This window comes from Pseudomonas sp. F007 (assembly GCF_057814275.1).
Genome location: NZ_JBVATA010000011.1, coordinates 191,927 through 214,342 on the forward strand (window position 1 = coordinate 191,927; position 22,416 = coordinate 214,342).

At 60.0% G+C, this 22,416-nt stretch carries 23 protein-coding genes; 13 read left to right on the forward strand and 10 right to left on the reverse strand.

The window, feature by feature from the left end:
- Positions 1–84 precede the first annotated feature (84 nt).
- Together ettA and gdhA are read left to right on the forward strand one after the other, a co-directional pair.
- Positions 85–1,749 carry an energy-dependent translational throttle protein EttA gene (gene ettA, locus ACZYR5_RS26545; RefSeq protein WP_027617832.1) on the forward strand — a complete coding sequence of 555 codons (1,665 nt, stop codon included), beginning with the start codon at positions 85–87 and terminating at the stop codon, positions 1,747–1,749.
- Positions 1,750–2,089: 340 nt separating this feature from the next.
- Entirely contained in the window at positions 2,090–3,427 is a 1,338-nt protein-coding gene (gene gdhA / locus ACZYR5_RS26550; RefSeq protein ID WP_489092337.1) for an NADP-specific glutamate dehydrogenase, read from the forward strand.
- Here gdhA and ACZYR5_RS26555 read toward each other — a convergent pair.
- From ACZYR5_RS26555 to ACZYR5_RS26570, 4 genes are all read right to left on the reverse strand, one after another.
- The gene (locus ACZYR5_RS26555; RefSeq protein WP_489092338.1) at positions 3,424–3,918 is read right to left on the reverse strand and encodes a GreA/GreB family elongation factor; all 495 of its coding nucleotides are present in this window, start codon (positions 3,916–3,918) and stop codon (positions 3,424–3,426) included. The genes gdhA and ACZYR5_RS26555 overlap by 4 nt on opposite strands.
- A 71-nt stretch (positions 3,919–3,989) precedes the next feature.
- Positions 3,990–4,346, reverse strand: coding sequence for a hypothetical protein (locus ACZYR5_RS26560; RefSeq protein ID WP_489092339.1), 357 nt, complete (start codon positions 4,344–4,346; stop codon positions 3,990–3,992).
- A 259-nt stretch (positions 4,347–4,605) separates the two neighbouring features.
- Entirely contained in the window at positions 4,606–6,459 is a 1,854-nt protein-coding gene (locus ACZYR5_RS26565) for an Lnb N-terminal periplasmic domain-containing protein (RefSeq protein ID WP_489092340.1), read from the reverse strand.
- A gap of 92 nt (positions 6,460–6,551) precedes the next feature.
- Complete coding sequence (locus ACZYR5_RS26570; protein ID WP_489092341.1) at positions 6,552–7,040, reverse strand: DUF3015 domain-containing protein; 489 nt, start codon at positions 7,038–7,040, stop codon at positions 6,552–6,554.
- 277 nt (positions 7,041–7,317) lie between these two features.
- Here ACZYR5_RS26570 and ACZYR5_RS26575 point away from each other — a divergent pair, with 277 nt between their 5' ends.
- On the forward strand, positions 7,318–9,756 hold the full coding sequence (locus ACZYR5_RS26575) for a Lon protease family protein (protein WP_489092342.1): 2,439 nt from the start codon (positions 7,318–7,320) through the stop codon (positions 9,754–9,756).
- 115 nt (positions 9,757–9,871) lie between these two features.
- Here ACZYR5_RS26575 and ACZYR5_RS26580 read toward each other — a convergent pair whose 3' ends face one another.
- Positions 9,872–10,033 carry a hypothetical protein gene (locus ACZYR5_RS26580; protein ID WP_489092343.1) on the reverse strand — a complete coding sequence of 54 codons (162 nt, stop codon included), beginning with the start codon at positions 10,031–10,033 and terminating at the stop codon, positions 9,872–9,874.
- Here ACZYR5_RS26580 and ACZYR5_RS26585 point away from each other — a divergent pair.
- A complete protein-coding gene (locus ACZYR5_RS26585) occupies positions 10,032–10,373 on the forward strand; it encodes a PA4575 family protein (RefSeq protein ID WP_489092344.1) in 342 nt (113 codons plus the stop codon). The genes ACZYR5_RS26580 and ACZYR5_RS26585 overlap by 2 nt on opposite strands.
- Here the strand turns inward: ACZYR5_RS26585 and ACZYR5_RS26590 are convergent.
- On the reverse strand, positions 10,370–12,214 hold the full coding sequence (locus ACZYR5_RS26590; protein WP_489092345.1) for a hypothetical protein: 1,845 nt from the start codon (positions 12,212–12,214) through the stop codon (positions 10,370–10,372). The two genes, ACZYR5_RS26585 and ACZYR5_RS26590, sit on opposite strands and share 4 nt — an antisense overlap.
- Positions 12,215–12,370: 156 nt before the next feature.
- Between ACZYR5_RS26590 and ACZYR5_RS26595 the strand changes: the two genes are divergently transcribed.
- The 3 genes from ACZYR5_RS26595 (at position 12,371) to bamJ (ending at position 14,045) form a co-directional block, all read left to right on the forward strand.
- The gene (locus ACZYR5_RS26595; protein WP_027617841.1) at positions 12,371–12,859 is read left to right on the forward strand and encodes a TIGR00645 family protein; all 489 of its coding nucleotides are present in this window, start codon (positions 12,371–12,373) and stop codon (positions 12,857–12,859) included.
- 136 nt (positions 12,860–12,995) lie between these two features.
- Positions 12,996–13,298, forward strand: coding sequence for a DUF6482 family protein (locus tag ACZYR5_RS26600; RefSeq protein ID WP_489092346.1), 303 nt, complete (start codon positions 12,996–12,998; stop codon positions 13,296–13,298).
- A 129-nt stretch (positions 13,299–13,427) separates the two neighbouring features.
- Complete coding sequence (gene bamJ / locus ACZYR5_RS26605) at positions 13,428–14,045, forward strand: BamJ family beta-barrel-assembly machinery protein (RefSeq protein ID WP_489092347.1); 618 nt, start codon at positions 13,428–13,430, stop codon at positions 14,043–14,045.
- 111 nt (positions 14,046–14,156) lie between these two features.
- Here the strand turns inward: bamJ and ACZYR5_RS26610 are convergent, their stop codons facing one another.
- From ACZYR5_RS26610 to ACZYR5_RS26620, 3 genes are all read right to left on the reverse strand, one after another.
- Positions 14,157–14,414 carry a PA4570 family protein gene (locus ACZYR5_RS26610; protein WP_489092348.1) on the reverse strand — a complete coding sequence of 86 codons (258 nt, stop codon included), beginning with the start codon at positions 14,412–14,414 and terminating at the stop codon, positions 14,157–14,159.
- 191 nt (positions 14,415–14,605) lie between these two features.
- Positions 14,606–14,947: a zinc ribbon domain-containing protein YjdM gene (locus ACZYR5_RS26615; protein WP_027617845.1), complete on the reverse strand. Its 342-nt coding sequence runs from the start codon at positions 14,945–14,947 to the stop codon at positions 14,606–14,608.
- Positions 14,948–15,153: 206 nt separating this feature from the next.
- Positions 15,154–16,122, reverse strand: coding sequence for a polyprenyl synthetase family protein (locus tag ACZYR5_RS26620; RefSeq protein WP_027617846.1), 969 nt, complete (start codon positions 16,120–16,122; stop codon positions 15,154–15,156).
- A 239-nt stretch (positions 16,123–16,361) separates the two neighbouring features.
- Between ACZYR5_RS26620 and rplU the strand changes: the two genes are divergently transcribed.
- The 5 genes from rplU (at position 16,362) to ACZYR5_RS26645 (ending at position 20,122) form a co-directional block, all read left to right on the forward strand.
- Positions 16,362–16,676 (forward strand): 50S ribosomal protein L21, encoded by a 315-nt coding sequence (gene rplU / locus ACZYR5_RS26625; RefSeq protein ID WP_003176051.1) that lies wholly within the window; start codon positions 16,362–16,364, stop codon positions 16,674–16,676.
- Between the two features lie 34 nt (positions 16,677–16,710).
- Positions 16,711–16,968 carry a 50S ribosomal protein L27 gene (gene rpmA, locus ACZYR5_RS26630; protein ID WP_003176049.1) on the forward strand — a complete coding sequence of 86 codons (258 nt, stop codon included), beginning with the start codon at positions 16,711–16,713 and terminating at the stop codon, positions 16,966–16,968.
- 193 nt (positions 16,969–17,161) lie between these two features.
- Positions 17,162–18,385 carry an Obg family GTPase CgtA gene (gene cgtA, locus ACZYR5_RS26635; protein WP_489092349.1) on the forward strand — a complete coding sequence of 408 codons (1,224 nt, stop codon included), beginning with the start codon at positions 17,162–17,164 and terminating at the stop codon, positions 18,383–18,385.
- A 137-nt stretch (positions 18,386–18,522) separates the two neighbouring features.
- Entirely contained in the window at positions 18,523–19,641 is a 1,119-nt protein-coding gene (gene proB, locus ACZYR5_RS26640; RefSeq protein ID WP_027617848.1) for a glutamate 5-kinase, read from the forward strand.
- Positions 19,642–19,657: 16 nt separating this feature from the next.
- The gene (locus ACZYR5_RS26645; RefSeq protein WP_489092350.1) at positions 19,658–20,122 is read left to right on the forward strand and encodes a CreA family protein; all 465 of its coding nucleotides are present in this window, start codon (positions 19,658–19,660) and stop codon (positions 20,120–20,122) included.
- Positions 20,123–20,246: 124 nt separating this feature from the next.
- Here ACZYR5_RS26645 and rpsT read toward each other — a convergent pair whose 3' ends face one another.
- The gene (gene rpsT, locus ACZYR5_RS26650) at positions 20,247–20,525 is read right to left on the reverse strand and encodes a 30S ribosomal protein S20 (protein ID WP_007901883.1); all 279 of its coding nucleotides are present in this window, start codon (positions 20,523–20,525) and stop codon (positions 20,247–20,249) included.
- 252 nt (positions 20,526–20,777) lie between these two features.
- Here rpsT and murJ point away from each other — a divergent pair, with 252 nt between their 5' ends.
- The gene (gene murJ, locus ACZYR5_RS26655; RefSeq protein WP_489092351.1) at positions 20,778–22,316 is read left to right on the forward strand and encodes a murein biosynthesis integral membrane protein MurJ; all 1,539 of its coding nucleotides are present in this window, start codon (positions 20,778–20,780) and stop codon (positions 22,314–22,316) included.
- Positions 22,317–22,416: the final 100 nt, after the last annotated feature.

The window sequence follows — 22,416 nt, forward strand, 5'->3', positions numbered from 1 at the left end:
GACCCCGGTCCATGCCCGCGCCGCGCATGGCCTGCACGGGCTTGACCCGCTTTTTTCAACAGTTACTGACGCTAGGTGCACATTTTGGCTCAATACGTCTTCACCATGCATCGGCTGGGCAAAGTTGTTCCGCCGAAGCGGGAAATCCTGAAAAACATTTCGTTGTCGTTCTTCCCTGGCGCGAAGATCGGCGTCCTCGGCCTCAACGGTTCGGGCAAGTCCACGCTGCTGAAAATCATGGCCGGCGTCGATACTGAATTCGAAGGCGAAGCCCGCCCGATGCCGGAACTGAACATCGGCTACCTGCCGCAGGAGCCGATTCTCGATCCGACCAAGACCGTGCGTGAAGTGGTCGAGGAAGCGGTCAGCGTGATCAAGGACGCTCAGGCGCGTCTCGACGAGGTCTACGCGGCCTACGCCGAACCGGATGCCGACTTCGACAAGCTGGCGGCAGAACAGGCCAAGCTCGAAGCCATCCTGCAGGCCGGCGACGGTCACAACCTCGAGCGCCAGCTGGAAGTCGCCGCCGATGCGCTGCGCCTGCCGGCCTGGGATGCCAAGGTCGAACACCTGTCCGGTGGTGAGAAACGTCGTGTGGCTCTGTGCCGCCTGCTGCTGTCCGCACCGGACATGCTGCTGCTCGACGAGCCAACCAACCACCTGGACGCCGATTCCGTGGCCTGGCTGGAGCATTTCCTGCACGACTTCCCGGGCACCGTGGTTGCGATCACGCACGACCGTTACTTCCTCGACAACGTTGCGGGCTGGATCCTGGAACTCGACCGCGGCGCGGGCATTCCTTACGAAGGCAACTACTCGGGCTGGCTGGAAGCCAAGTCCGACCGTCTGGCGGCTGAATCCAAGCAGCAGTCGGCTCACGAAAAAGCCATGAAGGAAGAACTGGAGTGGGTGCGCAAAGGCGCCAAGGCCCGCCAGTCGAAATCCAAGGCTCGTCTGCAACGCTTCGAAGAAATGCAATCGCAGGAATTCCAGAAGCGCAGCGAAACCAACGAGATCTACATCCCGGCCGGTCCGCGCCTGGGTGACAAGGTCATCGAATTCAAGAACGTCACCAAGGGCTACGGCGATCGCGTGTTGATCGACAACCTGTCGTTCTCCATGCCCAAAGGCGCCATCGTCGGCGTAATTGGTGGTAACGGTGCGGGTAAATCCACACTGTTCCGCATGCTGATGGGCAAGGAAACCCCGGACTCGGGCAGCATCGAAGTCGGTGAAACCGTGCAACTGGCCTGTGTGGATCAGAGCCGCGAAGACCTGGACGGCAGCAAGACGGTCTTCCAGCAAATCTCCGACGGTTCCGACCAGATCCGCATCGGCAGCTACGAAATCCCGTCGCGTACCTACGTCGGACGCTTCAACTTCAAGGGTGGCGATCAGCAGAAGTTCGTCAAGGACCTGTCCGGTGGTGAGCGCGGTCGTCTGCACCTGGCCCTGACCCTGAAAGAGGGCGGCAACGTCCTGCTGCTCGACGAACCGTCCAACGACCTCGACGTCGAAACCCTGCGTTCCCTGGAAGAAGCCCTGCTGGACTTCCCGGGCGCCGCCATTGTGATCTCTCACGATCGGTGGTTCCTGGACCGTGTGGCGACGCACATCCTGGCTTACGAGGACGACTCGCAGGCGGTGTTCTTCGAAGGTAACTACACCGAGTACGAAGCTGACCGTAAGAAACGTCTGGGCGAAGCTGCAGCCCAGCCACACCGGGTACGGCACAAGAAGCTGGCCTGATTTCAGGTTGGTTTGTTGATCAGGACGGAGCCTTCGGGCTCCGTTTTTTATGGCCGTTTTAAATTGGGACAGCAGTGAATGCTTCGCGAGCAGGCTCGCTCCTACAGGGGATCAACTGGCAGGAGCGAGCCTGCTCGCGATAGCGGTTTACCGAATGGTGCACAAATCAGATCGGCAATCCCTTTTCTGGTGCAAAAAGGTCAAAAAACAGCGCTTAATTTATATCCTGCGCACCATTTAATTTCATTAATGCGACATTTTGCGCTGTTACAGTGCCACTTTCGTTTGTTACAGTCCGGCTCAATCTCTCCAACGACAATAAATTTGCCGAGACTTTTCCATGATCGAATCCGTCGAATCCTTCCTTGCGCGCCTGAAAAAACGCGACCCTGACCAGCCAGAATTCCACCAGGCTGTGGAAGAAGTCCTGCGCAGCCTGTGGCCTTTTCTTGAGGCCAATCCGCACTACCTGACCTCCGGCATTCTGGAGCGCATCTGCGAGCCGGAGCGCGCCGTGGTGTTCCGGGTTTCATGGGTCGACGATCATGGCGTGGTGCAGGTCAATCGCGGTTTCCGCATCCAGATGAACAGCGCCATCGGTCCGTACAAGGGCGGCCTGCGCTTCCATCCGTCGGTCAACCTCGGCGTGCTGAAATTCCTCGCCTTCGAGCAGACCTTCAAGAACTCCCTGACCTCCTTGCCCATGGGCGGCGGCAAGGGCGGCTCGGACTTCGATCCGAAGGGCAAGAGCGATGCGGAAGTCATGCGCTTCTGCCAGGCCTTCATGAGCGAGCTGTATCGGCACATTGGCGCCGACGTGGATGTGCCAGCCGGTGATATCGGTGTCGGCGCGCGCGAGATCGGCTTCCTGTTCGGTCAGTACAAGCGTCTGAGCAACCAGTTCACCAGCGTGCTGACCGGCAAGGGCATGAGCTACGGCGGCAGCCTGATTCGTCCGGAAGCCACCGGTTTTGGCTGTGTCTACTTCGCTGAAGAGATGCTCAAGCGCAGTGGCGAAAAGGTCCAGGGCAAGCGTGTGGCGATCTCCGGCTCCGGCAACGTGGCGCAATACGCAGCGCGCAAGGTCATGGACCTGGGTGGCCAGGTGATTTCGCTTTCCGACTCCGAAGGCACGCTTTACTGCGAGGCGGGCCTCACCGAGGAGCAATGGCAGGCGCTGCTGGAGCTGAAAAACGTCCAGCGTGGCCGCATCAGCGAATTGGCCAGCCGTTTTGGCCTGGAGTTCCGCGCCGGCCAGTGCCCATGGGACCTGCCGTGTGACATCGCGCTGCCTTGCGCAACCCAGAACGAACTGGACGCCGAGGCCGCGCGCACCCTGCTGCGCAATGGCTGCATCTGCGTGGCGGAAGGCGCCAACATGCCGACCACCCTGGCGGCTGTGGATATCTTCATCGAGGCCGGGATCCTGTTCGCCCCGGGCAAGGCCTCGAACGCCGGTGGCGTTGCGGTCAGTGGCCTGGAAATGTCGCAGAACGCCATGCGCCTGCTGTGGACCGCCGGTGAAGTCGACAGCAAACTGCACAACATCATGCAGTCGATCCACCACGCCTGCGTGCACTACGGTGAGGAGAACGGCAAGATCAACTACGTCAAGGGCGCGAACATCGCCGGCTTCGTCAAAGTTGCCGACGCCATGCTGGCGCAAGGCGTGGTCTAACCCGCCTCGATGCGGATCACTTCGATCACCTGATCGCCGGCGGGTCGCTGCCAGAGCACTTCATCATTGAGCTGTGCTCCCAGCAGCGCCCGCCCCAGTGGCGAACTCCAGTTGATCAAGCCTTTGGCGGCTGCGGCCTGGTCTTCACCGACCAGTTGCACGCGGCGTTCGGTGTTCTGTTCGTCGGCATAGGTGACCCAACTGCCAATCTGCACCTTTTTCGTTGAGGTGGCCGGCGGCACGGGCTGGGCACTTTGCAGGCGCTGCTTGTAGTAGCGCAGGTCGCGCTCCAGATCGGCCAGGCGCTGTTTGTCGGCCTGCTCATCAAGGGCCGACTGAGTGCTGTGCAGTTGTTGCAGCTCGGCGACTTTGTCCTGCAGCTGCGCCAGGCCGGCGGGCGTCACGTAATTGGGCTGACTGCTGACCTGGCGCTCTACCGGCTGGTCGGCTTGCGCGGCGGCGTTATCTTCATTGACAAAAGCACGGCTCATGGCGGTTCTCCCGGTATGGGCTTTAGGCCATGTTGGCAGGCTTTTAGTTTCGCGAGTTATCCGAAAGCGACCTACTGCGAGTGAAAAGCTCGTGCGGTGTCCCGATCCTTCTCTTGTTGCCAGGCGCGTTCGCGCTCATCCATATGCCGGCTTTGATAGGTCTCGCGGTCCTGGCTTTCACGCATGGCCTGGCATTGGCGAAATCCATCGCTCCAGCCTTCGGCGTAGCGGACATCTTGCAGGTAGCGCGGAACGTCTTTGCGGAAGGTCCCGTTGATAGCTCCGGCTGCCTGGCGACCGCTGTTGCAACCGTCGTCGAAGCCATCGGCGAAGGCCGGTGGATAGCCTTTTGCAATCAGCTCTTCATGGGTCGACTGACATCCACCCAGCACCAACAAAACACCCATTAACGCGATACAGCGCCACATCTTCGACTCCTGAACCGCTTTGCGGTTAATGACAGGAGTTTACGAACGGGGTTGTGAGGTGCTTGTGAAAGGCGTGTGATGGACTTGTTGGATGCTGGGTCTCAACGCCTTGTAGGAGCTGGCTTGCCAGCGAAAAACCCGAGGGCGCCGCGTGAACTCTGACAGCGCGCGTTTTCGTTCTCGCTTTTCGCTGGCAAGCCAGCTCCTACAGGGGGGTACGGTAGATGTGGATTATGTGATCACCAGGAAGATGTGGTAATCAATAGTGATACCACTTCAGCTCCAGCATCACTTCGTTTTCCGCCGAGGCGACGTGGCTGAATTCCCGTTGGGCACTCAGGCGCAGGCCTAGATTGCGCGACAGTTCCCATTGCTGATTCAGGCTCAGGCTACGGCGCACCTCGCCATTGGTGAAGTAGTCGCCCTTGGTTTCCAGGCTCAGGTTGCCCAGCGGATTGCGCCACAGCACGCCGGTGTTGAAGCCGGCGGCGGGGGAGATGAACTCGGCGAAATCATTGTTGTGCTCGACCCGCACCGTGCCCAGGGCAAAGCCCAATACATCTTCGCCCAGTTGCCAGGTACCACCGGCGCCGCCGTTGACATGGCTGACCAGGGTTTCGTCATCGTGCTTGCCCGGCACCCGCTCGAGGCCGCCAGTCACCTGCCACGACCAGGGTTGCAGCAGGTCGTTGCGCGGGGTCAGGGAACGGATGGTCGCCAGGTCCAGCTGTTGCAACTGCCATTGGTTGCCTTCGTACTGGCGCAGCTTCATCTGCAGGATTTCAATCTGCGCACCCAGCGGGAAACTCTCGGCGTTGTCGTTCAGGTCGTGGTAAGCCATGCGCAGGCCGTACTCGCCAAAGGCCTGGTCGCCGCGGGTACCGATACCGGCTTGCCAGGTGCGTGACTCATGACCCTCTTCCGGCAGTCCCGGACGTTCGATCGACAGCTCCGGCGCGGGGTTGCGATTGATTGCCCGCAATAGCTCGAAACTGCGCTGCGCCCGCGCGGGGTCGCGTTCCTGGCCGTTGGCCCGGTAGCGCTCGAGGCGATAGGCGGCATCGATGATCAGGGCCTGGCGATCCCGTGGCAGGGCCGTGAAAGCGGGGGCCTGCAGTTGTTTCTGATCGGCGCTGATGTCCAGCACCCACTGCTGCTCGGTGTCGGACAGCGGCTCGGCGCGACTCAACAGCTCCCGCTCCCGGGATGGCCGGTAATCAATCTTCTCGACAAGCCCGGCGTCCTTGACGGCTTTGACGGTGTCCGTGGGAATCGCGGTCAGCGGGAATTGCTCGGTCAATTTCAGGCCTGGCCGAGCCACTTGCAGCAGCTCCAGCAGACGATAAGAGCAGTTTTCATCGAAGAAGAAATAGTCGAACTGGATCTGCTTGAGTTCCCAGACGTGCTCGACCATGCGTTCGGTCTCGACCTGCGTCAGGTTCAGCCGGTATTCCCACAGGTCGCGGTTCTCCAGGCTGCGGTATTCGGAGAGCTTTTCCTGGTAGGGCACCAGCGCGAACAGGCCGGGATAACCGCCCATCAAGCCTTTCCAGGCGTAGAGAATGCTGTTGTCGGAACCTTCGATATAGGCACCGAAGTTGATCGCGTAGCTGAGCAGGGCGGTGTTGTCGCTCTGCACATCGGCCTGATCGATCCGCAGCAGCGTGTGGCCGAACATCGACGAGGGGCTGTTGAGGTAGGCCGCCGGGAAAATCATCACCGCGCTGTGGGGCGAGACGTCCTTGAACCATTGCTTGAATTCACTGCAGTCGACCGCTGGCAGATCGTCCAGTTGCAGCTGTGCCTGCAACCAGCGGGTGCGCGCCGGATAGACGCATTGGGCGTGCTTCTGCCCAAGACTGGCCGGCGCATACAACGCCCGGACCGTGGCCGCCAGTTCGGCATCAGGGTGTTCGGCGCCGTCGGCGGCGAGGAAGAATTTTTTGTCACTGATGTAGCTGCGCCAGCCGCCCAGCTTGGCGGTCTCGTAGTGACCCAGGGAAATCCAGAACGGGTCGTTGGCCAGTTGCTGCAAACGTTGGTTGTCGACATGAGGCGCGGCGGACAGCGGGGCGCAGACAAACAGCGCCAGACAGGCAAGGCGTTTGAGCATGGTGGGCAACTTGAGTCGAAAAAATAAAGACCGAATACAGTCGGGTCAAAAAAATAAAACCCGCCCTGGTGACAGGGCGGGTTGGATCGAGCTTAAGCCGGGGTGGCGTATTTGGCCAGGCGAGCATCGCCCTTGAGCACGGCCAGGGTATTGGTATGCACGTCTTCGGCGGTCACGTCAGCCTTGCTGAAGATCTGCTGGAAGTGCTCGTGAGTCACGGCGGCGAAGTGCGCACGGTCTTCCGGTGCGACGCCCAGAACCACGGCGTAGGTGGTCAGCGCTTCGCCCTGACCCTTGGCCATGTCTTCCGACAGTTCGTTCATCATGCCATTCATGGCGAACCAGGATTTGCCGCCATAGGTCAGCGCGGAGTTGGTTGCGCAGCCGTTGGTGCCGGAGGTCATGCCGAAGGTGGCGTTGCCGGAGGTGCCGTTGGTGGTGGAAGCGAGGAAGTGCGCCGGAGTGCCACGCTGTCCTTCAAACAGCATGTTGCCCCAACCGCAATCTGGTCCGCCGGGCGCCTGGGCCATGGCGTTGAGGGATGCAACGGTGAAGAGAGTACCAAGAAGAATCCGTTTCATAGCTTTGTTCTCTTTTATGTGCGTACCAATGGACAGGAGATCTGAGGCCAATTTGGCATCAGTGGGCCGGTTATTAGTCCAGCCGCGCAGTTTGGAGTTTAGGCGCGTTCCACAGGTTCCGTGGGTTTTTGCAAAATATTGCGAAAATCCATTGATTTAGCCTGCGTCCGAGCAAGGCTTGGCCCTTGGCTATGCTTTTACCATGACGCGCCTTGCCAGTCAGGTACGGGCAGCGCCAGAATGCTTTCCACTGCCCCGCCTGAAGTAAGGAAGCCCGATGCCTGATCCTGTTGCTGCCAGCTTGCGTCTAGCGCCAGAAGCGCTGACCCGTCCGTTTTCCGCTGAACAGTTCAGCTTCTCTACCACTAATGATCTGGAGCCTTTTCGCGGTGTGCTTGGCCAGGAACGTGCGGTCGAGGCCTTGCAGTTCGGTGTGGCCATGCCACGCCCCGGTTACAACGTGTTTGTCATGGGTGAACCCGGCACCGGCCGATTCTCGTTCGTCAAACGCTATCTCAAGGCCGAAGGCAAACGCCTGCAGACCCCGGCGGACTGGGTCTACGTCAACAATTTCGATGAGCCCCGGGAACCGCGTGCCCTGGAGCTTCCTTCCGGCACTGCTGGCGCATTTATCGCCGACATCAATGGCCTGATCGACAACCTGCTGGCAACGTTTCCGGCGGTGTTCGAGCATCCGTCCTACCAGCAAAAGAAAAGTGCCATCGACCGCGCCTTCAACCAGCGTTATGACCGCGCACTGGATGTGATCGAGCGCCTGGCGCTGGAGAAGGAAGTCGCGCTCTACCGTGACAGCAGCAACATCGCCTTCACCCCCATGAGCGAAGGCAAGGCCCTGGACGAGGCTGAGTTCGCGCAGTTGCCGGAAGCGGTGCGCGAGCGTTTCCATGACGACATCTCGGGCCTCGAGGAGCGGCTCAACGAAGAGCTGGCCAGCCTGCCGCAGTGGAAGCGTGAGTCCAGCAACCAGATGCGCCATCTCAACGAAGAAACCATCACCCTGGCCCTGCAGCCGCTGCTTGCCCCCCTGTCGGAAAAGTACGCAGAGAACGCCGCGGTCTGCGGTTACCTGCAAGCCATGCAGGTGTACCTGCTGAAAACCGTGGTCGAGCAGTTGGTCGACGACAGCAAGACCGACGCGGTTGCCCGCAAGATGCTCGAAGAGCAATACGCGCCAAGCCTGGTGGTCGGGCATTCGGCCAGTGGTGGCGCACCGGTGGTGTTCGAGCCGCACCCCACTTACGAGAACCTGTTCGGCCGCATCGAGTACAGCACCGATCAGGGCGCGCTCTACACCACCTATCGGCAGTTGCGTCCGGGGGCTTTGCATCGTGCCAACGGTGGCTTCCTGATCCTCGAAGCGGAAAAAATGCTCGGTGAACCGTTCGTGTGGGATGCGCTCAAGCGTGCCCTGCAATCGCGCAAGCTGAAGATGGAGTCGCCGCTGGGTGAGCTGGGCCGCCTGGCCACCGTGACCCTGACGCCGCAGCACATTCCGCTGCAGGTCAAGGTCATCATCATTGGCGCTCGCCAGTTGTACTACACCCTGCAGGACCTGGATCCGGACTTCCAGGAGATGTTCCGCGTGCTGGTGGACTTCGACGAAGACATTCCGATGGTCGATGAAAGCCTCGAGCAGTTCGCCCAGTTGCTCAAGACGCGCACCTCGGAAGAGGGCATGGCGCCGCTGACCGCCGACGCGGTGGCGCGCCTGGCGACCTACAGCGCGCGCCTGGCCGAGCATCAGGGGCGGTTGTCGGCGCGCATCGGCGATCTGTTCCAGCTGGTCAGCGAGGCGGATTTCATTCGCCACCTGGCGGGTGACGAAATGACCGATGCCGGGCACATCGAGCGAGCGCTCAAGGCCAAGGCCACGCGCACCGGGCGGGTCTCGGCGCGGATTCTCGATGACATGCTGGCCGGGATCATCCTGATCGACACCGCCGGTGCCGCCGTGGGCAAGTGCAACGGGCTGACGGTGCTGGAAGTCGGCGATTCGGCTTTCGGGGTGCCGGCGCGGATTTCCGCCACGGTTTACCCAGGTGGCAGCGGTATTGTCGACATCGAGCGTGAGGTCAACCTCGGGCAGCCGATCCACTCCAAGGGCGTGATGATCCTCACCGGTTACCTGGGCAGTCGCTATGCGCAGGAGTTCCCGTTGGCCATCTCGGCGAGTATCGCGCTGGAGCAGTCCTACGGTTACGTCGACGGCGACAGCGCTTCGCTCGGTGAGGCGTGCACGCTGATTTCGGCGCTGTCGAAAACCCCGCTCAAGCAGTGCTTCGCCATCACCGGCTCGATCAACCAGTTCGGTGAAGTGCAGGCGGTGGGCGGGGTCAACGAGAAGATCGAAGGCTTCTTCCGTCTCTGCGAGGCCCGTGGCCTGACCGGTGAACAAGGGGCGATCATTCCGCAGGCCAACGTGGCCACCTTGATGCTCGATGAGAAGGTCCTGGCCGCCGTGCGTGCCGGGCAATTCCACGTGTACGCGGTGCGCCAGGCCGATGAAGCGCTGAGCCTGCTGGTGGGTGAGCCTGCCGGTGAGCCGGACGAGGAGGGGCAGTTCCCGGAAGGCAGCGTCAATGCACGGGTGGTCGAGCGTCTGCGGGTGATCGCGGAAATGATCAGTGAAGATGACTTGAAGGAGGCCGAGAAAGAACTCGCCCAGGAAGCGCTGGCAGCGGCCAAGCCGGCGTGATTTGAGCCTGTCCTGCAGAGGCCGGCAAAACCGGTGTCTGCAGGACGCCCTTTATTCTCTGGCGATACAGCCTGTCCCTGTGCGAAAAGTGGCAGTCATTGCCGAGCCGGTGACGTCAAAAAACCAGCAACGACCATTCGGCGCCTTCTTGATCGGCCTCAACCTGCTGATTCGACTTTTCTTCTATGCTCAGCTCAAGGACATCGACAGTCATCACTGGATCGAGCCAGCCTTCTGGTGGAGGCTGAATACCGGAGCTACCGAGGGTCGCCGCCATGTCGCGCAACCTCTGCCTGACCCGGCAATGCCTGGGCCTGGTTACCCGAATTGAGTGCAGTGTGCGCCCGCTGGCCGGCGACACGGGCATGTGGACGCTGCTGTTTGCCGCCGGCATGGCGGGCGAACAACCTTCTGCCATCAAGGCTCAAGGGCCGTTTCATGGTCCTTTCGTGGCCGAATCCATCCTCGACACCATTGTCGAAAGCCTGACCCTGCATGGTTATCAACTGGCCGACGATCCGCAGATCTGGTGCCTGCATCTGCAGGCCCAACTCCGGGAAATCAACGGCGGGCGCAGTCGCAGTCCCGGCAGTTTCGATCTGGGGCCCAAGCACTAGTTCTGCTCTGCTGGCTCCGGGTTATCCGCTTTGTCGAGCTTGACCTCGAAGCCATACTCGATCGTCTCCAGATCGGTACGCCGATAGCTTTCCAGCTGTGTCGGCCGACCATAGAAATAATGCACTTCGAGCAGTGCCGGCCCTTCTGTGCCGGCGTCGTGGCTGACCGCAAGAATCTCTTTCAGATAGTTGCCGCTGTCGTCCCTGGCAAAGAATCGCCAGTCCTGCGCGGGAAACAGCTTCTGATCAACCAGTAGCGCGTTGCCGCGAATCTCCAGGCCTTTTGGCAGCGTCTTCGCGTCGAGGCTGTTTTTCTCGATCTGTGCGAGAAACAGCGGCATTGAGCCAACGGCGTAAGCGGGTGTTTCCGGGAACAGGGTCAGATCATAAGTGATGGTCCCGCGCAACGGATCGATGTCGTAGGCCTGGGGGGGCAGTTCGATGGGCTCGCCGCGCTGGCCGTTGTCATCTGCGCTGAAGAAGGTCAGCGGCGTGTCGCTCAGGTTGAAATCACTGCCCAGCAGTTCGTCGTTGAAGCTTTTTGGGTGGTCGAATTCGATGCGTGCGGCGCTGGCATCGTCTACCGCCTGGGTGATGCGAATGCTTTTTTTCAGCTGCTCTGCGTCAAGCTCCGCCCCTTTGAGCCAGTGGCCGGCCTGATCGTCGTAGACCACCACCGGCAGGTTCAGGGGCTGAATGGTCTTGTCGCGGGTGTGGCGGTCGAAGCGCCGTACCGGCAAATCCAGCGCCTTGCGTGTGACGCTGACGGTAGAGAAGTCGAGGACGTTGACTTCCACGGTGTCAATCGGACCATTGAAGTACACCTTGGAGTAGTGGCGGTTTTGCTGTCCTGCAAACGCCAGCAGTTCGTCATCGAGCTGCTTTTCGAACGCGTCGCTCCAGGCAGTCTGTTGTTGCATCTCGGCCAGCTGTTTCTGATAGAAGGCAATTTGCGCGGCGTCTTCATTGATCGAACCGGCGCGGGCGAGAAACTGCCCGGTCGTGTCCTTCGCCTGGACGATCAGCGGGTTGAGCGGGGTGTTGCTGACCTCCGGCGCCAGGGCGGCGCTGTTGCTGACCTGCACCTCGGCGTAGTTGCCCGTCAGGCTCAGCAGGGTGACGCTGAGGTTGTCCTCGGTGTGGGTTTTGCCGACGTCTTTTTTGTCCAGGTTGAAGGTCACGACCTGGCGCGGTGCGATGACTTCTACCTTGCCTTGCAACGTCTGCGGTTGCGGCTGACTGCTGTTGGCGACTTCCAGGCCTTCGATGAAGGGGTAGGCGACGGTCAGGTCGTCGGCCGCAGTGAGGCTGGAACTGGAAGGGCTCAACTGTATGCCGGGATCGTTTTCCGACCACTCGGGCTGAAAGGCGATGACCTTTTTGTTGCTTAATGTCACCGACTGCCATTCCAGGCCATGGGGGAACGGGAACTCGGCGGGCATGTTGAAGTTGAACGGGAAGACCGGCTGCAGGTCGGTCAGGTAGTCGGAACTGGAGTCCTTGCGCAGCACGAACAGGCCATCGATGTAGGTGTCGACCAGCGCCTGGGGGCTTGGGTAGTGCTTGAGCAGGGCCATGGCGTCGTCGCCGTACTCGGTGTCCCCCACCTTGTTGCCGGCAAGCTTCTGCTGCGCGCGCTCAAGCAGCAGCAGCGAGCCGCCGAGGTTGGCGATGGCGTCCTTGAGCTTGGGGTCGGTAATCGCGTCCAGCGACTTCTCGAACTGCGTGGTCTTCTCTTCCAGGCTGGGGGCTGGCTTGTCGTCGCCGTCGCCGGGCGAACAACCCGCGAGCAGCACCGCGAGGCAAAGACCAAGAGTAGTGAGGGGCAATCGCACATCCATTTCCTGCATTCCCGTACGGCGCACGTCGGTGCCAACCCTTTGGACACTAGCAGAAAACCCCTTGGCCGAGCGCCGAGTCATGGCGTTGCCCGCGGTTTAAGGCAGTTTGAGCGGCTGATATACTCGCCGCCATTTCCAGCCCTGGTGTGAGATTCAATGGAACGCTTTATCGAAAACGCAATGTACGCCTCGCGCTGGTTGCTTGCGCCGATCTACTTCGGCCTGTCCCTGGGCCTGCTGGCCCTGGCCCTGAAATTCTTCCAGGAAGTCTTTCACGTCATTCCCAACGTGTTCTCGATGGCCGAGTCGGACCTGATCCTGGTGCTGTTGTCGCTGATCGACATGGCGCTGGTAGGCGGTCTGCTGGTGATGGTGATGATTTCCGGCTACGAGAACTTCGTGTCGCAACTGGACATCGACGAAACCAAGGAGAAGCTCAACTGGCTGGGGACCATGGACTCTTCGTCGCTGAAGATGAAAGTCGCCGCCTCGATCGTGGCGATTTCTTCGATCCACCTGCTGCGCATCTTCATGGACGCCAAAAACGTCGATCCCGAGCACCTGAAGTGGTACGTGATCATTCACATGACCTTCGTGATCTCCGCGTTTGCCATGGGTTACCTGGACAAGCTGACCAAGCACTGATTTGTCCTCAGCCTTGGATGACCTCGCCGCCCGGCCGTTGTGAAACGGACGGGCGGCGTCGTTCATGGCTTGTGCTTTTGCGTGCCGAAGCCTATCCCTGTAAGGGTCTTGGCTCGCCATTGCGAGGGCTGTGCTCATGAACCTGCAAGAGTTGAACGCCTATGCCATCGCCGGGAAGGTCGATGAGCTGAACCTGATTTCCATGGAGGGCGGGATCTACCTGCTGGAGGCGCGGATGCACGGAGCGGCGGTTCCGCTGAGTGATGCTCATGGGCAGATGATGAAAATACGCTCGGTGGAGCATGCCAGGCAAACGCTGCAGAGCTTTCCAGTCCTGCCGTTCAACCTGGTCCACACCCTGGTGCATGATGAGATGTGTGGGCTGGTCGAGAATGTCGAGGAAAGCCTGAAGGTGCCCATCGCTTTTCGTTCGGTCTGATACAACTCTGGCGCTGATCACGGCATCGGCTTCTGTGCTAGTCTGCTCGCCCTTTTGGTTCCGGGCGTTCCGGGATGCGCTGTGTACGCACGGCACTGTCTCGGGCCGTCCGCACAGCGGAGCAGTGTCATGTCCGAAGTAAATCTGTCCACCGACGAAACCCGCGTCAGCTACGGTATTGGCCGTCAGCTGGGCGACCAATTGCGCGACAACCCGCCACCGGGCGTTAGCCTGGACGCGATCCTGGCCGGTCTGACCGACGCCTTCGCCGGCAAGGAAAGCCGCGTAACCCAGGAAGCCATGTCCGTCAGCTTCCAGGTCATCCGTGAAATCATGCAAGCCGAAGCCGCTGCCAAAGCCGAAGCGGCTGCAGGCGCTGGCCTGGCATTCCTGGCTGAAAACGCCAAGCGTGACGGCATAACCACTCTGGCTTCCGGCCTGCAATTCGAAGTGCTGACCGCCGGTGAAGGCGCCAAGCCATCGCGTGAAGACACCGTGCGTACTCACTACCACGGCACCCTGATCGACGGCACTGTGTTCGACAGCTCCTACGATCGTGGTCAGCCAGCAGAATTCCCGGTTGGCGGTGTGATCGCCGGCTGGACCGAAGCCCTGCAACTGATGAACGCCGGCAGCAAATGGCGCCTGTACGTGCCGAGCGAGCTGGCCTACGGCGCTCAAGGCGTTGGCAGCATTCCGCCGCACAGCGTTCTGGTGTTCGACGTCGAGCTGCTGGACGTTCTGTAATACCTGACCCTGTAGGAGCGAGCCTGCTCGCGATTGCATTTGCACGGTTTCAAGTCTGAACCGCGCAGCCCGCATCGCTGGCAAGCCAGCTCCTACAAGGTTTCATGTGGCTCATATTTCGAGCTTGTGGGTCAGTTCGTGCGCCGGGCGCAAGGCTCGGGCATAGCAGAACAGGAACAGGTTGCGCACCACCTCCTTGAGTACTACCGGTTCGCTGGAACTCAGGCCATTGAGGTCCAGATCACCCTGGTCCTGCAATTCGTTCAAGGCTTCTTCTTCCAATACCGCGCAGACTTCCCCGGTTTCCCGATGCAGGATTCGGAGGTAAGGGTGTGGACGGTCCAGCCATGCATCGATCAAGTAAGTCATGATGCTCATCTCCATGTCAGTGGTTTGATGAGAATAATTCTTATTCAATTAATAGCAAGTGTCTATTGGCGGTTTCTGCGGTTTTTCTGCGAGGTGTTGCTGAAGGTCAAAGCGACTGGCTTTTTGCCATGGCTTGGCGCGGCGGAGAAGGGGGCCATCGCGCAACGGGTGCGCAATGGCATTCAGCAGGCTCAGACCTTGCGGACGAACTCGGATTTGAGTTTCATCGGGCCGATGCCGTCGATCTTGCAGTCGATGTCGTGATCGCCATCGCACAGGCGGATGTTCTTGACCTTGGTGCCGACCTTGACCACCAGGGAAGTGCCCTTGACCTTGAGGTCCTTGATCACGGTGATGGTGTCGCCGTCCTGCAGGACGTTGCCGACCGAATCCTTCTTCACGGTTTCATCGGACGCCGCTTCGGCCTCGCCGTTGGCGGACCACTCGTGGGCGCACTCCGGGCAGATCAGCTGGGCGCCGTCTTCGTAGGTGTATTCGGAATTGCATTTTGGGCAGGGTGGCAACGTGCTCACTAAAGCTCCTTGAGATCGGGATCATTAAAGGGCGCACATTGTATAGGGTTTTAGCGGCGAGCGGGCATAGGCTGGAAACAACTGTAGGAGCGAGCCTGCTCGCGATGGCGGTGCATCAGACAACACATTGGTGTCTGAAGAAACGCTATCGCGAGCAGGCTCGCTCCTACAGATAGTCTCCCGACAGTGGGGGGAGTGGAGCAGGATCAGTGCGTACGGGCGACCGCGAACTCGCTCAGTTCGACCAGGGCGTCGCGGTATTCACTGGCAGGCAGTGCGTCGAGGCACTTGATTGCGCGAGCCACGTAATCACGGGCCAGCTGCGCGGTGTACTCCAGCGAGCCGGAGGCTTCCACGGCAGCGCGGATGCTCTCCAGGTCTTCGATACCGCCTTTCTGAATTGCCTTGCGCACCAGGGCGGCCTGTTCCGGCGTGCCTTCGCGCATGGTGTAGATCAGGGGCAGGGTCGGTTTGCCTTCGGCCAGATCGTCGCCGACGTTCTTGCCCAGGGTTTCGGCGTCGCCACGGTAGTCCAGCAGGTCGTCGACCAGTTGGAAGGCCACACCCAGGTGGTCGCCAAAGGTGCGCAGCGCTTCGCTCTGCTCGGCAGTGGCACCGGCCAGCGCCGCAGCGCTGTGGGTCGAGGCTTCGAAGAGCATCGCGGTCTTGCCGCGGATGACTTCCATATAGGTCTCTTCGGTGGTGCTGGCGTCGCGTACCTTGGACAGCTGCAGGACTTCGCCTTCAGCAATGATCCGCGTGGCTTGCGAGAGAATCTTCATCACCGGCATCGAGCCCAGTTCGACCATCATTTCGAACGAGCGCGAGTACAGGAAGTCGCCCACCAGCACGCTCGGGGCGTTGCCCCACATGGCGTTGGCGGTCGAGCGGCCACGGCGCATGCCGGACATGTCGACCACGTCGTCATGCAGCAGGGTAGCGGTGTGCAGGAATTCGATAGTGGCGGCCAGCAGGCGCATGTCGTCGCCTTCGCGACCCAGGGCCTTGCCACACAGCAACACTAATAAAGGACGCAGGCGTTTGCCGCCAGCCGAGGTGATGTAGTCGCCGATTTTCGATACCAGCGGCACTCGGGAAGTCAGCTGCTTCTTGATGATGCCGTCGACGGCGCTAAAATCGTCCGCCACCGCGCGGTAGAAAGCTTGGGGTTGCATCAGCGACAGTTGCTCCATAAGGGTTGCGCGGCATGCTAGGACCCGCGCCAGCAGGTGTCAAGGCGCGATGGACGGCCCCTTGCAAGGCGCTCGTGGCTTGCGTACAATCGCGCACCCTGAACTTCCTGGGCAGCACCTGCCTTACGCAATTGCATTCGGGACGTCCATCCCATGCAGCCATGCCAGCCAATACCTCTTCCTATAAAGAGCTGGGTGAGCAGGATTATCGGAGAAATACCATGTCGTACGCAGTAATTGTTACTGGTGGCAAGCAATACAAGGTCGCCCCAGGTGAATACCTGAAGATCGAAAAACTGGAAATCGCTACCGGCGAATCCGTTACCTTTGATCGCGTTCTGTTGGTCGCCAATGGCGATGACGTGAACATCGGCGCTCCAGTTGTTGCTGGCGCTACCGTTGTGGCTGAAGTGATCTCCCAAGGTCGTCACGATAAAGTCCGCATCATCAAGTTCCGTCGTCGTAAGCACCACATGAAGCGTATGGGCCACCGCCAGTGGTACACCGAGATCAAAATCACCGGTATTCAGGCTTAATTTCAGCCTAATTCCTCACTAGGAGAATTGACTCATGGCACACAAAAAAGCTGGTGGTAGTACCCGTAACGGTCGCGACTCAGAAGCCAAACGCCTTGGCGTGAAGATGTATGGCGGCCAGAAAATCATTCCGGGCAACATCATCGTGCGTCAGCGCGGCACCCAATTCCACGCTGGCTACGGCGTTGGCATGGGTAAGGATCACACCCTCTTCGCTAAAATCGAAGGCGTGATCAAGTTCGAAGTAAAGGGCGCTTTCAACCGCCGTTACGTGAGCGTAGTCGCAGCTTAATTGCGCGATCGCTGGAAAAGCCCTGTCTCGCGACGGGGCTTTTTCGTTTGTGGGGTGAGTCTCTTGCAAAGCTGTTTGTGATGGGCGAAGGCAGTGGATTTGCGGTTGTTGCTTGAGGTCGCTGCGCTCATCTTTGCAAGAGTCTTATGTCTTGTTTTTATCGGCTCGTCCGTATGGCGAGAGGCGTTTTGTTATGAAGTTTGTTGATGAAGTATCGATTCGAGTAAAGGCTGGTGATGGCGGCAACGGCTGCATGAGTTTCCGTCGCGAAAAGTTCATCGAAAACGGTGGTCCAAACGGCGGTGATGGTGGTGATGGCGGCTCGGTCTTCATGATCGCCGACGAAAACCTGAACACCCTGGTCGACTATCGCTACACCCGTCACTTCGACGCCGAGCGTGGCTCCAACGGCGGCAGCACCGACTGCACCGGCAAGAAGGGCGAGGATCTGGTCCTGCGCGTACCTGTGGGTACCACGGTGATCGACTCGGCTACCCAGGAGGTCATCGGCGACCTGACCAAGGCGGGCCAGAAACTGATGGTTGCGCACGGCGGCTGGCACGGCCTGGGCAATACCCGTTTCAAATCGAGTACCAACCGTGCGCCACGCCAGACTACGCCGGGCAAGCCGGGCGAGCAGCGTGACCTCAAGCTGGAAATGAAGGTGTTGGCGGACGTGGGCCTGCTGGGCTTGCCGAATGCTGGCAAAAGTACCTTTATCCGCTCGGTCTCGGCTGCCAAGCCGAAAGTCGCCGACTACCCGTTCACTACCTTGGTGCCGAACCTCGGTGTGGTCAGCGTCGATCGCTGGAAGAGCTTCGTGGTCGCGGACATCCCGGGCTTGATCGAAGGCGCTTCCGACGGCGCAGGCCTGGGGATTCGCTTCCTCAAGCACTTGTCCCGTACCCGTCTGCTGCTGCACCTCGTCGACATGGCGCCGCTGGATGAGTCCAGTGCTGCCGATGCCGCTGAAGTGATCGTCAGCGAGCTGACCAAATTCAGTCCGTCCCTGGCTGAGCGTGATCGTTGGCTGGTGCTGAACAAGTGCGACCAGATTCTCGAAGAAGAGCACGAGGAGCGAGTCAAGGAGGTCGTTGAGCGCCTGGAATGGACTGGTCCGGTCTACGTGATCTCGGCGATCGCCAAAGAAGGCACCGAGCGTCTGACGCGCGACATCATGCGTTACCTCGAGGATCGTGCCGATCGCCTGGCCAATGACCCGGCCTACCGCGAAGAGCTGGCCGAGCTCGATCAGCGTATCGAAGATGAGGCGCGTGCCCAGTTGCAGGCGCTGGACGATCAGCGTGCCCTGCGTCGCAGCGGCGTGAAGTCGGTCCATGATATCGGCGACGACGATTGGGACGAAGAAGATGTGGATGACGAAGACGGTCCGGAAATCATTTACGTGCGTGACTGATTCGTTGCGATAAACTGAAGCGCCGCTCAATCGAGCGGCGTTTTGGTATCTGGGAATTGATTGTTGGTCACGAATAACCACGAATAACGTCACGGGCAGCGCTGGGTCGTGCTGCCCTCAAGCTAAGGTTGAAGATGATGCGGAGCAAGGTGACAGGTGCGCAGCGTTGGGTCGTGAAGATCGGCAGCGCTTTGCTGACGGCTGACGGCAAGGGGCTGGATCGCGCGGCGATGGGTGTCTGGGTTGAGCAGATGGTGGCCCTGCATGAGGCGGGTGTCGAGTTGGTGCTGGTGTCCTCCGGGGCGGTGGCGGCCGGCATGAGCCGTCTGGGCTGGACTGCACGACCCAGTGCGATGCACGAGCTCCAGGCGGCTGCTGCAATCGGTCAGATGGGGTTGGTGCAGGCCTGGGAGTCGAGCTTTGCCGAGCACGGTCGTCACACTGCGCAGATTCTGCTGACTCATGACGACTTATCTGACCGCAAGCGCTACCTCAATGCTCGCAGCACCCTGCGTGCGCTGGTGGAGCTCAAGGTAATTCCGGTGATCAACGAGAATGACACCGTGGTCACCGATGAAATCCGTTTTGGCGACAACGACACCCTGGCGGCGCTGGTGGCCAACCTGGTGGAGGCTGATTTGCTGGTGATCCTCACGGATCGCGACGGCATGTTCGATGCCGATCCGCGCAACAATCCCGATGCCCAGTTGATTTACGAGGCGCGCGCCGATGATCCGGCGCTGGATGCGGTTGCTGGCGGTACCGGTGGTGCGCTGGGGCGTGGCGGGATGCAGACCAAGCTGCGTGCTGCGCGGCTGGCAGCGCGTTCGGGTGCGCATACGATCATCGTCGGTGGTCGCCTGGAGCGGGTGCTGGATCGCCTGAAGTCGGGCGAGCGAATCGGTACGCTGTTGTCGCCTGAGCGCGGCATGCTGGCGGCGCGCAAGCAGTGGCTGGCTGGTCATCTGCAGACTCGCGGCACCCTGGTGCTGGATGCGGGGGCTGTTTCGGCGTTGTCGGAGGGTAACAAGAGCCTGCTACCGGTGGGGGTCAAGTTGGTCCAGGGCAGTTTCCGTCGCGGTGAGATGGTGGTGTGCGTGGCGCCGGATGGGCGTGAAATTGCCCGCGGCCTGGCCAACTACAGTGCGCTGGAGGCGCAAAAGATCATTGGTCAGTCGTCCGAGTCGATTGTCGGTTTGCTGGGGTATATGGCTGAGCCGGAACTGGTTCACCGCGACAACCTGATTCTGGTTTGATCTGAGGAAAGGCCGCATGCGTATCGCGAAAGGGTTGTTGGGGGTGTTGCTGGCGCTGCCAATGCTGGCGTCGGCAGAAGAGGTCGGCCAGGTGTCGACAGTGTTCAAGTTTGTCGGGCCAAACGATCGTATCGTGGTCGAGGCCTTTGATGATCCCAAGGTCGATGGAGTGACCTGCTATCTGTCGCGTGCCAAGACGGGCGGCGTGAAGGGTGGTCTGGGCTTGGCCGAGGATCGGGCGGAGGCCTCGATTGCCTGTCGTCAGGTCGGGCCCATCAGCTTCAGGGGTGAGCTCAAGGATGGCGACGAGGTGTTCAAGGAGCGCACCTCGCTGGTGTTCAAGACCATGCAGGTGGTGCGCTTCCTCGACAAGAAGCGCAACACGCTGGTGTACCTGGTCTATAGCGATCGCCTGATCGAGGGCAGTCCGCAGAATGCGGTGACGGCGATTCCGATCTTGCCGTGGCCTGGTGCTCAGTAACCTGGCAAAAACCACAAGTTGCGGGGGTTGGCTTGCTCCCGCGGCGGTTGTTTTTCGGTTTGATCCTCAAATCGCAGGCAATAAAAAACCGACCCTGAGGTCGGTTTTTTAGTGAGCGTGTCGCTTAGGCAGCAGCGGCAACGTTCAGAGCCTTTACGTGGCCATTCAGGCGGCTCTTATGACGAGCAGCTTTGTTCTTGTGGATGATGCCTTTATCGGCCATACGGTCGATAACAGGCACAGCCAGAACGTAAGCAGCTTGCGCTTTAGCAGCGTCTTTTGCGTCGATGGCTTTAACTACATTCTTGATGTAGGTACGAACCATGGAACGCAGGCTGGCGTTGTGGCTGCGACGCTTCTCAGCCTGTTTTGCACGTTTTTTGGCGGAAGGTGTGTTGGCCACCGTCGAGCTCCTCGAAAGACTTTTTGGGAAATAGCAAACAAAATAGGCCGCGAATCATGCCGATGAGTTGAAGTCTTGTCAAGGGCGGTTGAGACGTTCCGCTAAGTGGTAGGTATAAAGCAGCGGGATATTTCATTCCGGCGTGCGACCTGTAAACTCGCGAGCTTTGGCTCTGTGCTGTTGCGGCGCGGAGTATCGCATAAGTAGGCGCATTGTTCGCCTGCTGTTTATCGACAGACAAGAAACTCTTTAATGAATCTGCTCAAGTCGTTGGCCGCCGTCAGCTCTATCACGATGATTTCCCGGGTTCTGGGGTTTATCCGTGACACCCTTGTCGCGCGCATTTTTGGCGCCGGCATGGCCACGGACGCCTTCTTCATCGCCTTCAAACTGCCCAACCTGCTGCGGCGGATCTTTGCCGAAGGCGCGTTTTCCCAGGCGTTTGTGCCGATCCTGGCGGAGTACAAGAGTCAGCAGGGCGAGGAGGCGACGCGTACTTTCGTCGCCTATGTATCGGGGTTGCTTACCCTGGTGCTGGCAGTGGTCACGGTGCTGGGAATGATTGCGGCGCCCTGGGTGATCTGGGCGACAGCGCCCGGGTTTACCACGACCCCGGAAAAGTTCGAGCTGACCTCAAGCCTGCTGCGGGTGACCTTTCCTTATATATTGCTGATCTCCCTGTCATCGCTGGCCGGGGCAATCCTCAATACTTACAACCGTTTTTCGGTGCCAGCGTTCGTGCCAACGCTGCTCAACGTCAGCATGATCATTTTCGCCCTGTTCCTGACGCCGTATTTCGATCCGCCCGTGATGGCCTTGGGTTGGGCGGTGTTGGCCGGTGGCCTGGCGCAGTTGCTCTACCAACTGCCGCACCTGAAAAAGATCGGCATGCTGGTGCTGCCGCGCCTGAATCTGCGTGACACCGGGGTCTGGCGGGTGATGAAGCAAATGCTGCCGGCGATCCTCGGGGTGTCGGTCAGTCAGATTTCGCTGATCATCAACACCATTTTTGCCTCGTTCCTGGTGGCGGGCTCTGTATCCTGGATGTACTACGCCGACCGTCTCATGGAACTGCCATCGGGTGTGCTCGGGGTGGCGCTGGGCACCATTTTGTTGCCAACCCTGGCCAAGACCTATGCCAATCAGGACCGTCACGAGTATTCGCGGATCCTCGACTGGGGTCTGCGCCTGTGCTTTGTGTTGGTGCTGCCGTGCGCGCTGGCGCTGGGCATCCTCGCCGAGCCGTTGACTGTGTCGCTGTTTCAGTACGGTCAGTTCAGTGCCTTCGATGCCTCGATGACCCAACGTGCGCTGGTGGCCTACTCGGTCGGTTTGCTGGGGATAATCCTGATCAAAGTGCTGGCTCCAGGCTTTTATGCGCAACAAAATATCCGAACGCCGGTAAAAATCGCCATTTTTACCCTGGTGGTGACTCAGTTGTTCAACCTGGCCTTGATCGGTCCGCTCAAGCACGCCGGATTGGCGTTGGCCATCAGCGCCGGCGCTTGCCTGAACGCGGGTTTGCTGTTCTACCAACTGCGCAAGCAGAAGATGTATCAGCCGCAGCCGGGGTGGGGCATGTTCGGCTTCAAGCTGGTGCTGGCCGTCGCCGTGATGTCGGCGGTCTTGCTTGGGCTGATGCACTTCATGCCGCCCTGGAGCGATGGGCATATGCTCGAGCGCTTCCTGCGCCTGGGGGCGCTGGTGGTGGCGGGGATCGTGGCATATTTCGGCATGCTGGCGTTGCTCGGTTTCCGCCTGCGGGACTTCAATCGCAAGGCGCTGAGTTGAAGCCATGATCGCTGCCCGGATATCGTTTTTGTCGGTTCGATCACTTTGGGTTACGGTGTTGCCTGTCGTCGGCCGCCGGGTGTGGTTATAATCGACCACT

Coding starts and splice junctions, on each gene's coding strand:
- gdhA (WP_489092337.1), top strand. CDS start 2,090: ATGATCGAATCCGTCGAATCCTTCCTTGCGCGCCTGAAAAAACGCGAC.
- ACZYR5_RS26555 (WP_489092338.1), bottom strand. CDS start 3,918: ATGAGCCGTGCTTTTGTCAATGAAGATAACGCCGCCGCGCAAGCCGAC.
- ACZYR5_RS26560 (WP_489092339.1), bottom strand. CDS start 4,346: ATGTGGCGCTGTATCGCGTTAATGGGTGTTTTGTTGGTGCTGGGTGGA.
- ACZYR5_RS26565 (WP_489092340.1), bottom strand. CDS start 6,459: ATGCTCAAACGCCTTGCCTGTCTGGCGCTGTTTGTCTGCGCCCCGCTG.
- ACZYR5_RS26570 (WP_489092341.1), bottom strand. CDS start 7,040: ATGAAACGGATTCTTCTTGGTACTCTCTTCACCGTTGCATCCCTCAAC.
- ACZYR5_RS26575 (WP_489092342.1), top strand. CDS start 7,318: ATGCCTGATCCTGTTGCTGCCAGCTTGCGTCTAGCGCCAGAAGCGCTG.
- ACZYR5_RS26585 (WP_489092344.1), top strand. CDS start 10,032: ATGTCGCGCAACCTCTGCCTGACCCGGCAATGCCTGGGCCTGGTTACC.
- ACZYR5_RS26580 (WP_489092343.1), bottom strand. CDS start 10,033: ATGGCGGCGACCCTCGGTAGCTCCGGTATTCAGCCTCCACCAGAAGGC.
- ACZYR5_RS26590 (WP_489092345.1), bottom strand. CDS start 12,214: ATGGATGTGCGATTGCCCCTCACTACTCTTGGTCTTTGCCTCGCGGTG.
- ACZYR5_RS26595 (WP_027617841.1), top strand. CDS start 12,371: ATGGAACGCTTTATCGAAAACGCAATGTACGCCTCGCGCTGGTTGCTT.
- ACZYR5_RS26600 (WP_489092346.1), top strand. CDS start 12,996: ATGAACCTGCAAGAGTTGAACGCCTATGCCATCGCCGGGAAGGTCGAT.
- bamJ (WP_489092347.1), top strand. CDS start 13,428: ATGTCCGAAGTAAATCTGTCCACCGACGAAACCCGCGTCAGCTACGGT.
- ACZYR5_RS26610 (WP_489092348.1), bottom strand. CDS start 14,414: ATGACTTACTTGATCGATGCATGGCTGGACCGTCCACACCCTTACCTC.
- ACZYR5_RS26620 (WP_027617846.1), bottom strand. CDS start 16,122: ATGCAACCCCAAGCTTTCTACCGCGCGGTGGCGGACGATTTTAGCGCC.
- rplU (WP_003176051.1), top strand. CDS start 16,362: ATGTCGTACGCAGTAATTGTTACTGGTGGCAAGCAATACAAGGTCGCC.
- rpmA (WP_003176049.1), top strand. CDS start 16,711: ATGGCACACAAAAAAGCTGGTGGTAGTACCCGTAACGGTCGCGACTCA.
- cgtA (WP_489092349.1), top strand. CDS start 17,162: ATGAAGTTTGTTGATGAAGTATCGATTCGAGTAAAGGCTGGTGATGGC.
- proB (WP_027617848.1), top strand. CDS start 18,523: ATGCGGAGCAAGGTGACAGGTGCGCAGCGTTGGGTCGTGAAGATCGGC.
- ACZYR5_RS26645 (WP_489092350.1), top strand. CDS start 19,658: ATGCGTATCGCGAAAGGGTTGTTGGGGGTGTTGCTGGCGCTGCCAATG.
- murJ (WP_489092351.1), top strand. CDS start 20,778: ATGAATCTGCTCAAGTCGTTGGCCGCCGTCAGCTCTATCACGATGATT.